The organism is Micromonospora humida, assembly GCF_016901255.1.
GTDB lineage: Bacteria > Actinomycetota > Actinomycetes > Mycobacteriales > Micromonosporaceae > Micromonospora > Micromonospora wenchangensis.
In genome coordinates this window covers 186836-199423 of record NZ_JAFEUC010000004.1, presented here as the reverse complement: position 1 = coordinate 199423, position 12588 = coordinate 186836, and the positions used below count along the sequence as shown (strand labels likewise).

The 12588-nt window shown below is 72.0% G+C and carries 14 protein-coding genes; 4 read left to right on the top strand and 10 right to left on the bottom strand.

Annotated features, from left to right (window positions below; all coding sequences use genetic code 11):
• Nucleotides 1-31: 31 nt before the first annotated feature.
• The 5 genes from JQX11_RS10525 to JQX11_RS10505 all read right to left on the bottom strand — a co-directional run bounded on the left by JQX11_RS10525 (nt 32) and on the right by JQX11_RS10505 (nt 5599).
• Nucleotides 32-1030 (bottom strand): coiled-coil domain-containing protein, encoded by a 999-nt coding sequence (locus JQX11_RS10525; RefSeq protein ID WP_204924799.1) that lies wholly within the window; start codon nt 1028-1030, stop codon nt 32-34.
• Nucleotides 1031-1304: 274 nt separating this feature from the next.
• On the bottom strand, nt 1305-2111 hold the full coding sequence (locus JQX11_RS10520; protein ID WP_204924798.1) for an inositol monophosphatase family protein: 807 nt from the start codon (nt 2109-2111) through the stop codon (nt 1305-1307).
• Complete coding sequence (locus tag JQX11_RS10515) at nt 2104-2556, bottom strand: response regulator (protein ID WP_088644726.1); 453 nt, start codon at nt 2554-2556, stop codon at nt 2104-2106. Before JQX11_RS10515 ends, JQX11_RS10520 begins: the two co-directional genes overlap by 8 nt.
• Nucleotides 2553-4358, bottom strand: coding sequence for a sensor histidine kinase (locus JQX11_RS10510; protein ID WP_204924797.1), 1806 nt, complete (start codon nt 4356-4358; stop codon nt 2553-2555). Before JQX11_RS10510 ends, JQX11_RS10515 begins: the two co-directional genes overlap by 4 nt.
• Nucleotides 4355-5599, bottom strand: coding sequence for a PP2C family protein-serine/threonine phosphatase (locus tag JQX11_RS10505; RefSeq protein WP_204924796.1), 1245 nt, complete (start codon nt 5597-5599; stop codon nt 4355-4357). The genes JQX11_RS10510 and JQX11_RS10505 overlap by 4 nt, the downstream gene beginning before the upstream one ends.
• Nucleotides 5600-5841: 242 nt before the next feature.
• Here JQX11_RS10505 and JQX11_RS10500 point away from each other — a divergent pair, with 242 nt between their 5' ends.
• The 3 genes from JQX11_RS10500 (at nt 5842) to JQX11_RS10490 (ending at nt 9163) form a co-directional block, all read left to right on the top strand.
• Complete coding sequence (locus tag JQX11_RS10500) at nt 5842-8238, top strand: M28 family peptidase (protein WP_204924795.1); 2397 nt, start codon at nt 5842-5844, stop codon at nt 8236-8238.
• Nucleotides 8239-8299: 61 nt separating this feature from the next.
• The gene (locus tag JQX11_RS10495; protein WP_204924794.1) at nt 8300-8641 is read left to right on the top strand and encodes a type II toxin-antitoxin system HicB family antitoxin; all 342 of its coding nucleotides are present in this window, start codon (nt 8300-8302) and stop codon (nt 8639-8641) included.
• A gap of 72 nt (nt 8642-8713) precedes the next feature.
• Nucleotides 8714-9163 carry a GNAT family N-acetyltransferase gene (locus JQX11_RS10490; protein WP_204924793.1) on the top strand — a complete coding sequence of 150 codons (450 nt, stop codon included), beginning with the start codon at nt 8714-8716 and terminating at the stop codon, nt 9161-9163.
• A gap of 25 nt (nt 9164-9188) precedes the next feature.
• Here JQX11_RS10490 and JQX11_RS10485 read toward each other — a convergent pair whose 3' ends face one another.
• The 3 genes from JQX11_RS10485 to JQX11_RS10475 form a co-directional block, all read right to left on the bottom strand.
• Nucleotides 9189-9959, bottom strand: coding sequence for a hypothetical protein (locus JQX11_RS10485; RefSeq protein WP_307826143.1), 771 nt, complete (start codon nt 9957-9959; stop codon nt 9189-9191).
• A 195-nt stretch (nt 9960-10154) separates the two neighbouring features.
• The gene (locus JQX11_RS10480) at nt 10155-10409 is read right to left on the bottom strand and encodes a Smr/MutS family protein (protein WP_067315484.1); all 255 of its coding nucleotides are present in this window, start codon (nt 10407-10409) and stop codon (nt 10155-10157) included.
• Between the two features lie 123 nt (nt 10410-10532).
• Complete coding sequence (locus JQX11_RS10475; RefSeq protein WP_204924792.1) at nt 10533-10745, bottom strand: helix-turn-helix transcriptional regulator; 213 nt, start codon at nt 10743-10745, stop codon at nt 10533-10535.
• A gap of 300 nt (nt 10746-11045) precedes the next feature.
• Here JQX11_RS10475 and JQX11_RS10470 point away from each other — a divergent pair, with 300 nt between their 5' ends.
• A complete protein-coding gene (locus JQX11_RS10470) occupies nt 11046-11288 on the top strand; it encodes a hypothetical protein (RefSeq protein WP_232377628.1) in 243 nt (80 codons plus the stop codon).
• A 34-nt stretch (nt 11289-11322) separates the two neighbouring features.
• Here JQX11_RS10470 and JQX11_RS10465 read toward each other — a convergent pair whose 3' ends face one another.
• Nucleotides 11323-11691 carry a tetratricopeptide repeat protein gene (locus JQX11_RS10465; protein WP_088644718.1) on the bottom strand — a complete coding sequence of 123 codons (369 nt, stop codon included), beginning with the start codon at nt 11689-11691 and terminating at the stop codon, nt 11323-11325.
• 92 nt (nt 11692-11783) lie between these two features.
• Entirely contained in the window at nt 11784-12554 is a 771-nt protein-coding gene (locus tag JQX11_RS10460; protein WP_204924790.1) for an ROK family protein, read from the bottom strand.
• Nucleotides 12555-12588: the final 34 nt, after the last annotated feature.

The following is a 12588-nucleotide window of genomic DNA, read 5'->3' as shown; positions in this document are numbered from 1 at the left end:
CGATGCTACGTCCCGTTCCTGGGCCCGACGGTCAGTACATCGAAAGATGAACATGGTTTGTGTGGTCGGCGGCCGGGCTGCCCGACCCGCTGTACGCCCGCCAGCCGGTGTTCGGCATCCAGATCTGCCGGTACCAGATCACGTAGAGCACGCCGAGCCGGTTGGCGTTGTTCTTGAAGTAGTTGGCCAGGCTGTCGCCGTACGCCTTGTCCCCGCCGGTGGCCGTCTCGTCCTTGAAGCCGCTGGTGGCGGCCGAGAAGTCGCAGGCCCGCCCCTTGGGGTGCTCGCCGCCCCCGCCGCTGCGGTGGCAGGACACATACCGCTTGTAGCCGGCCGCCTTGGCCTGCTGCATGGCGTGCAGGGTGCGCGGGGTGATGCAGCCGGAGGTGGTCGGGTCGTTCACCGAACACGACTCGCTGGGCCACGACCCGTCGGAGTTGCGCGGGGCCGGCTTCGCCGAACTCGATCCGCCGCTGAAACCGGCGCTGCTACCCGAGCTGACGGTGGCCAGGGCGCGTTCCGCGTCCCGCTTCTTCTTCGCCAGCGTGGCGAGCTGCTTCTGCTGCTCGCGGACCTCGGCGTTGATGGCGAGGGTGGCCTCGGCGGCGGTCTGCCGGGCCTCGGCCAGGGCGCGGAGCTGCTTGCCGTCCCGCTGGGCCATCATGTCCAGGTCGGCGGCCCGCTTGAGGAACGCCTCCGGGCTGGCCGTGTTGAGCAGCATCGACGTCGGCGTCAACCGGCCCACCCGGTACGACTGCGCGGCCACCTCGCCCACCTGGGTGGTCAGTTCACCCAGCCGCCCCTCGATCACCTTCAGCTCGGCGGTCAGCGCGGCCTGCCGCCGCTTGGAGGTGTCCAGCTTGGCCTTGGCCTCGATGTGCCCCTTCGCCGCCGCCGTCAGCGCGTCCTTGAGCTGCTTGGTGCCACCCTCGCCGGGCTCCGCCGCGGCGGGCACCGCGCCGACGCCGAGCAGCAGCGCCACCGCGGTGAGCAGCACGGTCAACGGCCGGGTCAGGTTGGTCCTGGGCACGCAGGTGTCCTTCCCTCTGCCGCCGACGCCCGGCCGGGGGCCGGTGCGGCGGCGGTCCCGCCGGCCCCGGTTGGCGGCCTGGGGGCGGAGACCGCCGGTCACATTACCGCAATCACGCCCGGTCACCAGGCCCGTGACGGCACCGGACGGCGACCCTCGACCGGGAGTGTCGAACCGGTAGCCGAGGGTCCACCGTCGTCGATTCCTCAGGCGGTGGAACCGGCGGCCGGGCCGGTGGCGCGGCCCGCCGGAGCCCCGGAGCCGGACCGGCGGGTCAGTCGCCGAGCAGGGCGTCGTGGACCTCGTGCCAGGTCTGCTCGTCGGAGGCGACCAGCAGGCCCGTGCCGTCGTCGGCCGGGTGGTAGTCGGTGCCGTCGAAGCGGCGGGCCACCCCGCCGGCCTCGCGCACCAGCAGCGCGCCGGGGGCATGGTCCCAGGGCAGGGTCCGCCAGAACAGGACGAACTGCTGGTCACCGGTGAGCAGGTCGAGGTACTCCCGCCCGGCGCAGTGCTGGCCGGGCAGCAGCTCCCCGATCCGGCTGCGGCCGGCCGCCACCCGGTCCCGGGTGGCCCGGGGCAGGTACTGCACCATCGCGGTGCCGCGCAGCCGATTCGGCGGCAGGACGGGGGTCTCGCGGACCGGCCGGCCGTCCAGCCGGGTGCCGGCCCCGGCTCGGGCCACGGCCATCGTCCCGGCCAGCGGGTCGAACACCCAGGACGCGGCCGGCTCGCCGCCGGAGAGCAGGGCCACCATCAGCGCGAACGGTCGCCGCCCGGCGGCGAAGTTCCCCGTCCCGTCGACCGGGTCGACCACCCACACGTCGCCGTCGCCGCGCAGGTGACGCAGCAGCGACCCGTCCGCGGCGACCGCCTCCTCGCCGACGACCAGGGAACCCGGCAGCAACCGGCGCAGTTCCGCCGAGATCCGCTCCTCGGCGCGCTGGTCGGCGACGGTGACCAGGTCGCCCGGGGCTTTCTCGGTGACGTCGGCGTCGTCCAGCTTGCGGAACAGCGGCAACACCACGCTCGCCGCGGTCTCCCGCAGCAGCGCGTCGACGTCGTCGAGCAGGTGGTCAGCCACGCGGCGGCAGCTTGACCACGCTGACGAAGAACTCGTCGATCTGCCGGACCACCGAGATGAAACGTTCGAAGTCCACCGGCTTGGTCACGTAGGCGTTGGCGTGCAGCTGGTAGCTGCGCAGGATGTCCTCGTCGGCCTGGGAGGTGGTCAGCACCACGACCGGGATGCGCCGCAGCTCCTCGTCGTTCTTGATCTCCTCCAGCACCTCCCGGCCGTCCCGTCGGGGCAGGTTCAGGTCGAGCAGGATCAGGTCGGGGGTCACCGCGTCCGCGTACCGGCCCTCGCGCCGCAGGTAGGCCAGCGCCTCGGCACCGTCGGAGACGACCGTCAACCGGTTGCGGAGCTTGTGCTCCTCGAACGCCTCCTGGGTCATCAACACGTCACCCGGGTCGTCCTCGACCAGCAGGACCTCGATCGGGCTCTTGCCGTCCGCCGGCGCGGTCATCCGACCCTCTCCTTCGTGCCACCCGTCGTGCCGTGCCCCGGCGGCCCGCCGGGTGGGTCCTCGTCCTGCGTGCCGTCCGGTTGCCGGCCGACCGGCGTCGGTCGGGCCGCCGGGCCGGCCTCGTCGGCCGTCTCCCCGACCGGGCCGGGAGCGGCGTCGTCGGTGGTCGCCGGGCTCTGCCCGTCGGCCGGCACGTCGGTGTCCCCGGCGGTCGCCGCCGCGTCCGCCTCGGCCGCCGCCTTCGCCGCCTCGACGTCCTCCGGCCGGGCCGGCAGGGTGAACCGGATCGCCGTTCCCTCGGCCTGGTCGGTGTCGACCCAGACCCGACCGCCGTGGTACTCGACGATCTTCTTGACGATGGCCAGGCCGATGCCGGTGCCAGGGTAGGCGTCCTTGGCGTGCAGCCGCTGGAAGATCACGAAGATCTTGTCGGCGAACTCGGCCTCGATGCCGATGCCGTTGTCCTGGCAGGTGATCTCCCACTCGTCACCGACCAGCCGGGCCGAGACCCGCACCTTCGGCGCGACGTCCGGGCGGCGGAACTTCACCGAGTTGCTGACCAGGTTGACCAGCAGGTTGGTGAGCAGCGGCTCCTCGCCCCGGATCACCGGCAGCTCGCCCCAGGTCAGCTCGGCGTCGGCGTACTGCCGGCCCGGCTCGGTCTGGCTGGCCACGTCGCCCATCACCTTGTTCAGGTCGACGTCGACGAAGCCGGTGGTGAGCCGGCCGATTCGGGAGAACGCCAGCAGGTCGTTGATCAGGCGCTGCATCCGCTGCGCGCCGTCGACCGCGAACGCGATGTACTGGTCGGCCCGCTCGTCGAGCTGCCCCGCGTACCGGCGTTGCAGCAGCTGGCAGAAGCTGGCCACCTTGCGCAGCGGCTCCTGCAGGTCGTGCGAGGCGACGTAGGCGAACTGCTCCAGGTCACGGTTGGAACGGGTCAGCTCCTCGGCCTGCTTCTGCAACTGGCTGTTGACCCACTCGATGTTCTCCCGGGCGGCCCGCACCTCGGCCAGGTCCTTGGCGATCTTCTGCCGCATCACGTCGACGTCGTCGGCGAGCCGGCGGAACTCCGGCGGCCCCGACCCGGCGATGTGGTGCTGGTAGTCGCCGGCGGCGACCTCCCGCACCTGCTGCGCCAGGCCGGTCAGCGGCCGGATCACCATCCGCTCCAGGGAGAGCAGCATCAGCGTGCCCGCGAGCACGACCACCACCGCCGCGACGATCAGCAGCATCACCAGCATGTTGCCGGTGCGCTCGATGTCCCGGGCGCCCTTCTCCCGCTCGGTCAGGATCGCCGTCTGGAGGTCACCCACCGACGCCCGGATCTCGTCGAACTGCTGCCGGGCCTGAGCGGTGATCAACGCCTGACCGGCGGCGGTGCCGCTGCTCCCGGTGGTGGCGATCACCGGCTCGGCCACCGTCCGCCGCCAGTCCGCCGCCTGCTGCTGCGCGGTGCGCAGCGCGGCGGCGACCGCCGGGTAGTCGCGGCTCAGGTCGGCGATCGTGGCGGCCACGTCGCGCTCCTGCTGCACCCCCTGCTCGTACGGGGCCAGGTCGGCGCGGTTGCCGCTGACCGCGTACCCCCGGATGCCGGTCTCCTGGTCGAGCAGCGCGTTGAGCATCTCCTGCCCCTGCACGCGCAGCGGGCCGGTGCGGGTGAGCAGCGCGTCGGTGTAGGCGCGGTTCTTCGCCGCCACCACCGCCTCGGCCACGGCCAGCCCGACCAGCAGCACGCCGACCACGGCCAGCAGCGCCAGCACCCGACGACGCAGGGTCCACCCCCGGCGGTACGTGTTCACCGGCCACCGCCCCGGGTGACCAGCAGCATGGCGACGTCGTCGGCGAGCGGCCCGCCGTTGATCTGCTCCGCCCGACCGACCAGCCAGGCGGGCAGCTCGGACAGCGGCACGGCGTGGTTGGCGCGCTCCTGGAGCAGGCCGGTCAGCCCGTCGACGTCCAACCGGTCGTCGCCGTCACCCACCCGCCCCTCGATCAGGCCGTCGGTGTACATCAGCAGGGACCAGTCATCGGTGTCGAACTCCAGGTCGAACGCGACGGGACGGCGGGGTCGTACGCCGAGCAGCAGGCCGCCCCGGGCCGGTACCGGCCCGACCTTGCCGCCGGACAGCAGCAGCGGCGGCGGGTGGCCGGCCAGCCGGACGGTGGCCCGGTTGGCGGCCAGGTCGAGCCGGGCGGTGGCGACGGTGGCGAAGATCTCCTGTAGCCGGCGCTCGCTCATCAGCACCTGCTCCAGGGCGGGCAGCACCTCGTCGTCGGGCACCCCGGCCAGGATCAACGCCCGCCAGGCCACCCGCAGCTCGACACCGAGGGCGGCCTCGTCCACGCCGTGCCCGCACACGTCGCCGACGATCAGGTCGACCCGGTCCGGCCGGGTCTGCACCACGTCGAAGAAGTCCCCGCCGATGAGCGCCGCGTGCCGGCCCGGCCGGTAGAAGGTGTGCACCGCCACCTCGTCGGTGGTCATCAGCGGCTGGGGCAGCAGGCCCCGTTCCAGTCGGGCCGACTCGGCCTGGCGCAGCTCGACCTCGCGCAGCCGGCGGGCGTTCTCGTCGGCCCGCTTGCGTTCCACCGCGTAGCGCAGGGCGCGGGTCAGCAGCACCCCGTCGACCTGCCCCTTGACCAGGTAGTCCTGGGCACCCTCGGCGACCGCGACGATGCCGAGGTGCTCGTCGGAGCGTCCGGTCAGCACGCAGACCGCCGCGCCGCTGGACATCTCCAGCACCCGGCGCAGCCCGTCCAGGCCCTGCGCGTCGGGCAGGCCGAGGTCGAGCAGCACGCAGTCGACCCCGGCGATGCGCTGCCGGGCCTCGCTGAGGCTGGTGGCGACCAGCAGGTCGATCATCGAGTTGGTCTCGGCGAGCAGCTCACCGACCAGGAAGGCGTCGCCCTCGTCGTCCTCGACCAGCAGCACCCGCAGCCGTTCGCCCGGCGGCAGGTTGGGGTGGGGCCCGAGCCCGCCGTGCGGGTACGGCGCGACGGAGGGCCCGGCCAGGCCAGGCCCCCGGTGCGACCGGGTCACCGCCGCGAGACGCGGGAGTTCGCTGGTGATGTCGGGCTCCTTCCGAGTGCCCTGCTGATCCTGTATTAGACAACGGTCGCACACAACACGGTCCGCCCGGTCCGGGCGTTCCCGGGCAAGGCCGTCACCAGGTGAGCGTCCGGTCAGCGCCGCGCGTCACGGTTCGGTTCCGGTACGCCCCGGCCGCGCCCCGGCGGGGGCAGGATGGTGCACCACCTCCGCACCACCTTCGAGGAGTTCCCGTGGGCGCACCCCCCGCCTCCGCCGCCGACCGGGCGCTGGCCCGGCCCCGGCGTCGCCCGCCCGCCGCCCTGGCCGCCCTGCTGGCGCTGGTCGCGGTGGGCGCGGTCGTGCTGGTCACCCTGGCCACCCCGACGCCCCGGCCGGTCGACGCCCCGGCCGACGAGTTCAGCGCCGGGCGGGCGTACCGGACGGTGCAGACGGTGGCGCAACGCCCGCACCCGGCCGGCAGCGCCGCCAACGACCAGGTCCGTGAGCACCTGGTCGGGGTGCTGAGCGGGCTGGGCCTGCAGACCGAGGTACAGGACACCGTCGCCCCGGAGGCCGGGCAGCTCAGCGGGGCGGCCGGCGGGGCCACCTTCGCCCGGGTCCGCAACGTGGTGGCCCGGCTGCCCGGGACCGCCTCCACCGGCCGGGTCTTCCTGGTGGCGCACTACGACTCGGTGCAGACCGGCCCGGGTGGCAACGACGACGCGGCCGGCACCTCCACCGTGCTGGAGGTGGCCCGCGCGCTGGCCGCCGGTCCCCGGCCCCGCAACGACGTCGTGTTCGTGCTGACCGACGCCGAGGAGGCCTGCCTGTGCGGGGCGGCGGCGTTCGCGGCGAGTCACCCGCTGGCCGCCGACGGCGGGGTGGTGCTCAACCTGGAGGCGCGGGGCTCCACCGGCCCGGTGATCATGTTCGAGACGTCCCGGAACAACGCCGAACTGGTGGCCGCCTTCGGCCGGGGCGCCCCGCACCCGGTGGGCACCTCGTTCGCGGTGGAGATCTACCGGGCGCTGCCCAACGACACCGACTTCACCGCGTTCCTCGACAACGACTTCGTCGGGTTGAACGCGGCGTACATCGACGGGGGCGCGATCTACCACACCCCGCTGGACACCCCGGCGGCGATGGACCGGGGCAGCCTCCAGATGCACGGCGACAACGCGCTCGGGCTGGCCCGGGAGTTCGGCCGCGCCGACCTGACGGCGCTGAAGTCCGGCCACGACGCCACCTACTTCCCGATGCCGGGCGGACTGGTCCGCTACCCCGGCTGGCTGACCTGGCCACTGGCCGCCCTGGCGGTGCTCGGGGTGCTGGTGCTGGGCTGGCAGGTCCGGCACACCGGCCGGGCCGGCACCGGTCGCCTGTTCGCCGGGTTCGGGCTGGCGCTGGTGCCGATCGTGGCCGCCCCGGTCGCCGCCCAACTGCTGTGGGCGGGGATCACCGCGCTGCGCCCCGGCTACGCCGAGCTGCTCGACCCGTACCGTCCGGTCTGGTACCGGTTGGCGGTGGTGGCGCTCGCCGCCGCGATCCTGCTCACCTGGTACGCGCTGGCCCGCCGCCGGGTCGGCCCGGCGGCGCTGGCCGTCGGTGGGCTCGGCTGGCTCGCCCTGCTCGGGGTGGTGCTGGCCGCGCTGGTGCCCGGCGGGGCGTACCTGGCCACCCTGCCGGCGCTGGCCGGCGCGCTCGCCGGCCTGGTGGCGCTGCGTACCCGGATCGACGGCCCGTGGCCGGTGGTCGCGGTGACCCTGGCCGGCGCGGTCGCCGTGGTGATCCTGCTACCGACGGTGGTGCTGCTCTTCCCCGCGCTGGGGATGGCGATGGGCGGGGTCGCGGCCCTGTTCGCGGTGCTGCTGGGGCTGGCCGCGCTGCCGGTGCTCGACCTGCTGCACCCGGCGGCCGGCGGCCAGCGGGGCATGGTCGCCGCCCGCGCCCGCCGGCTCGGCGCGCTGCCGGCCGTCGCCGCCGCGCTCGCCGCCACCCTGTTCGCCGGGGTCGGCCTGGCGGTCGACCGGTTCGACGCCGACCACCCCGTGCCCACCCACCTGATGTACGCCCTGGACGCCGACACCAGCGAGGCGCAGTGGCTCACCCGGGAGGCCGACCCGCAGCCGTGGACCGCCGGATACGTCGACGGTCCCGCCGCCGTCGACGGCTTCCCCGGCCTGGGCGATCCCGACCTGCGCGGCGGCCCGGCACCGGCGGCGAACCTGACCGCTCCCACGGTGCAGGTGCTGGCGGACACCACCGCCGGTGGGCTGCGCACCCTGCGGCTGCGGCTGCTCCCCCAGCGCACCGTCCGGCTGGCCACCCTGCACGTGGACGCCACCACCGCCGAGGTGACCCGGGCCGAGGTGGCCGGGCATGAGGTGCCGGTCGGACGGCAACTGACGGTCGAGGAGGCGTCGCTCGACCGGTGGGGTTTCGGGATCGTGTTCCACGCCCCACCTGCCGACGGGGTCGAGATCACCCTGACCGTGCGGCCCCGGGCGGGGCAGGTGGCGTTGCGGGCGATGGACGCCAGCGACGGGCTGGAAGGGCTGCCGGGGTTCCGTCCCCGGCCTGCGGGGGTGGGGGTGGTGGGGTCGCACACCTCGGAGATGTTGGCGGTCGCCCGCACCTATCCACTCTGACGAGCGCCTGCCGCTAGCACCACAGGCGATACCATATGTCCGGAGCGTGGGAGGCCATGTGATGCAGGACGTTCGCCCCGAGGTGAGTCACTACACCTATCGCGTCACGTGGTCGGCGCAGGACAACGAGTTTGTCGCCACCTGCGCCGAGTTTCCCTCGCTGTCCTGGCTGGCCCCCTCGCAGATCGAAGCCCTGCAAGGACTCCGCGACCTACTCTGTGAGGTGGTCGCAGACCTGGAGCAGCAGGGCGAGGAAGTCCCGGAGCCGTATGCCGATCGGAGGTACTCGGGCAAATTCAACGTGCGCGTCGGTGAAAGCCTGCACCGCGAGTTGGCCATCCATGCCGCAGAAGACGGGATGAGCCTCAACCAGTACGTCGTACGGAGGCTGTCGGCAGCCTGAACACGGTGGGGCGCCCCGGATGGCCCGGATAACCGGTCGCCCGGACCGGCGGGGCGGACTACGGTCCGCAGGATGCGGCTGGAGAAGGTCACCCCGGAGAACTACGAGGCGGCGCTCAAACTGTCGGTGCGGCCCGATCAGGAGGATCTGGTCGGGCCGGTGGTCAAGTCACTGGCCGAGGCGTACGTCTTCCCGGACATCGCCTGGCCGAGGCTGATCTTCGATGGCGACCGGTTGGTCGGCTTCCTGATGGCCTTCCTCGACTACGCGTGGGGCGACAACCCCGATGACGTCCGGTCCGGCCTCTGGAAACTCAACATCGCCGCCGACGCCCAGGGGAAGGGTTACGGGCGGTTCGCCGTCGAGGCGGTGTGCGCGGAGATCCGCGCCCGGGGCGGCAACCGGGCGTACGTCACCTGGGTGCCCCGCGAGGGCGGGGCGGAGGGCTTCTATCTGAAGCTGGGCTTCCGGCCGACCGGCGAGCAGAGCGAGGGGGAGACGGTCGCCGTCCTGGACTTCTGACCGGCCGTCGTGATCGTACCTGGGACTATTGGAACTGACTCATCCGCCGAACTGCCCGCTCTAGCTGCTTGACCAAGTGAGGCAAAGTATCGGCGACCTGGGCAGCCGCGCGGACGCTGCGGCCGAAACTGTCACCCTCGAACACCTCCGCAGCGTATGCAGCAGCGCGGGCACTACGGTCGAAACTGCCTTCGCCGAACACTTCGGCCGCGTAAGCAAGGGACCGTGCCGTCTGGCCGCTCACCCCACCTCCAACCGCCGCAATGGTCGCAATGATGCCTCTAAGCTCCGCGACGGTCTCAGAGTTGGCCACGCCAGTCTCCTCCAACCGCTTGGTCACAGCCTCAAGCCGCTCTAGTGGAGGTTCCGCGAGTTCCGTCAGCACCCTGCCCAGGGTCTCAGTGTCGGGTACTCGCAACCTGGCAAGCACGGCGCCCGCCTCACCCTCATGCCGAGCCTTCCAAGACTTCAGCACCTCGGGCGTATACCGGCTCTCGTCGCCGTCCACCTCCTCGTGATGGGCCAGGCAGAGTAGGAGCAAGTTGGCAAACGAGTCACGTTCCTCCGCAGACATCTCTCCCTGGAACCGGGCAGACTTCGGCTTCACGCCGTAAATGTGGGCTACCTGAGAGTTCTTCTGGTACACACCGGGCCGCACCTCCAGCACGACCGGCATTGGGCAGTTGGGGGCATAGCACTGGCCGTTACTGACGGTCCAGAGAGCGGCCAACATCGCTGGGGGAAGGTTCTTTCGCTCGCCAGCACCCTCAGCACGAGGCTTAGTGGTCGTCGTCACCACCACAGAATGTCATCGACCTATGACCAAAGCTACAACGTCAGGATGAGCCATACGAGCACCTCAGATGTTCCAGCCAGCGCCACCCCGCGCTCTCATCGATCCGCTAACTCCCCCAACAATGCGACGTACCCGCTGGAGACACGCTCCGGTCGTCGCTGTCCACGTGAGCACAGGAACCGCCGCCTAACAGCGCTACTTCCAGCGGAAGTGGACGAAGAGGCGGCCGAAGTTCTTGGAGTCCTTCTCGACCCGGTGGTAGAGCTGCTTGACGTCCTTCTGGTCGAGGAAGCGCAGCACCTTCTTCTTGAGCTGGCCGGATCCCTTACCCGGGATGATCTCGACCAGGGTGGCCTTCTTCGCCACCGCCTCGTCCATGATCCCGCGCAGGGCGCGGTCGATGTCGTGGCCCTTGTTGAAGATGTCGTGCAGGTCCAGCTTGAGCTTCATCCCGCCTCCCCCACCTGCGCAGCCGCCATGGCAGGCCAATCGTAGGCCGGCACGCGTCGGGACGAGGCTCAGGCTTCGTCGGGTGCTCCGGCATGAGCACCCCGTCGACGACCACTGGCCGAGTCAGGCGGACTCTTCGTCGTGGTCCGCCTCGCCGAGGTGGGGGCGGTGTTCGCGGATCCACGCCTCGACCTCGGCCTTGAGCCACACGGCACCCATCCCGAGCCGGTCGTACGGCTTGGGGAAGTCGGGCCGGTCGATGATCTGACGTGCCCGTTGCCGGCTGACGCCGAGCCGGGTCGTGATCTCGCCCGCCCCGTAGAGGTGGCGTGGCACGGCGCGAGAGTAGCCAGACCGCCAGTGGTCAAACCGCAGCTAGTCAGACTGCACCTTGGCAAATACACCCTTGCACCTTGACAAGTGGCGAGCAGGCCCACACGCTGGACTGATGTCGCAGCAGCCCGCACGGCCCGCTCGTCCCACACGCTGATGGTCGACGCCACGGAGAACTCGATGGACCTCAGCCGGAGCAGTGCCAGCAGACCGCGTGACCGGTTCGATACCGGAACTCGACGCAGTTCGAACGCATCGGCGGTGCATGCCCGCCCAGGCGGGGCTGTCCGGCCACACGTACCGATGCGGCCGCTCTGGCTGTGCCGGGTGTGCGCCGCGCCCTGGCCGTGTCAGCCCGCCCGGCTGCTGCTGATCCTCGAATACCGGCGGGACCGGGTCGGGCTGTCCGTCCACATGGCCGGGCAACTGTTCGACGCCACCGGCGACCTGGTCACCCTCAACCCGAACGCCGTACCGACCCCGGCCGAGCTGTTCGAGCGGTTCCTGGCCTGGACCAGACGCGGAACCGGGCCGGGGGAAGGGTAGTAACCCCTTCCCCCGGCCCGGCGCGGTCTCCGACTCAGCGACCGTTGCCGACCCGGCTCTCCACCCGGCGCAGCGCGGTCACGTAGTCGTCGTTGGTCGAGTGCATGGCCGCCGCGATGCGCAGGTGGCGCAATGCGTCCGGGTAGCGGTTCAGCCGCTCCAGCGTCCGGCCCAGCACGTGGTGGGCGTAGTGGTCGCTGGGGTCCCGGTCGACCAGCTCCCGCAACTGCTCCTCGGCGCGGCCGAGCTGGGCGGTCTGGAAGTACGCCCGGGCCAGCAGCTGACGTACGGAGGAGTTGCCGGGCTCGGCCGCCACGATCGGCTCCAGCAGCCGGACCGCTCCGCTCGGGTCACCCATCTCGAAGTACATGGTCGCCCGTCGGTACTCCGCCAGAAGATCCATCCCGACCCACCCCCTCGCGTCACGTCGCCATTGCTCCGACGCTGGCACAACACCGGGCGTACCGCGAGTGTTCCTGGGGGTCGACTTGTGACTCAGGAGGCCGGGTCGTCCCGTTCGCCCGTCAACTGCCAGGCCCGGACACCGCCGACGATTCCGGCCGTGTTGGGCACGATCACCACGTCGTCGCCCATCCGGGCCACCTGCTCGGGGCGGATCAGCCGCGAGTTGCCGCCGCCGAGATAGAGCCGGTCCCAGCGGAACACCGGGCGCAGCCCGTCCACCACCTGCCGGATGCGGCGAGACCAGAAGGCGTCGCCGAGCCGCCGCCGCTCCGGCTCCCCGACGTACGTGTCGTAGGTGGTGCCCCAACGGACCGGGGCGTGGGACAGCTCCAGGTGCGGGGCGAGCCGCCCGCCGTCGAAGAGCGCGCTGCCCAGCCCGGTGCCGAGGGTCAGCACCAGCTCGCAGCCGGTCCCGGCGACCACCCCGGCACCGTGCACCTCGGCGTCGTTGAGCACCAGCGCCGGCATCCCGAACGCCTCGGTGACCGCCCGCCGCGCGTCGTACCCGGACCACTCGGCGAGCAGGTCGGGGTCGACGCGGCTGCGCGGCCCGGACCGGGTCACGTAGTGCGGCGTGGCCACCACGACCCCGTGCCGGATCATGCCCGGCATCCCCACCGTGACCCGGTCCGCCGGGGGCAGCCGGCCGGCCAGCTCCAGCAGCGTCTTGACGAACAGCTCCGGCGGCAACGGGTACGGGGTGTCCACCCGGATCACCGACGCCCGCAGGGTGCCGTCCCCGTCCAGCACCGAGCCCTTGATGCCGCCGCCGCCGCAGTCGATCGCCAACGTCAATCCCACCCACCCACCTTGCCCCACCCGCCCCCGTTTCTCC

Coding starts and splice junctions, on each gene's coding strand:
- JQX11_RS10515 (WP_088644726.1), bottom strand. CDS start 2,556: ATGACCGCGCCGGCGGACGGCAAGAGCCCGATCGAGGTCCTGCTGGTC.
- JQX11_RS10470 (WP_232377628.1), top strand. CDS start 11,046: ATGCGGCCGCTCTGGCTGTGCCGGGTGTGCGCCGCGCCCTGGCCGTGT.
- JQX11_RS10465 (WP_088644718.1), bottom strand. CDS start 11,691: ATGGATCTTCTGGCGGAGTACCGACGGGCGACCATGTACTTCGAGATG.
- JQX11_RS10480 (WP_067315484.1), bottom strand. CDS start 10,409: ATGAAGCTCAAGCTGGACCTGCACGACATCTTCAACAAGGGCCACGAC.
- JQX11_RS10490 (WP_204924793.1), top strand. CDS start 8,714: ATGCGGCTGGAGAAGGTCACCCCGGAGAACTACGAGGCGGCGCTCAAA.
- JQX11_RS10495 (WP_204924794.1), top strand. CDS start 8,300: ATGCAGGACGTTCGCCCCGAGGTGAGTCACTACACCTATCGCGTCACG.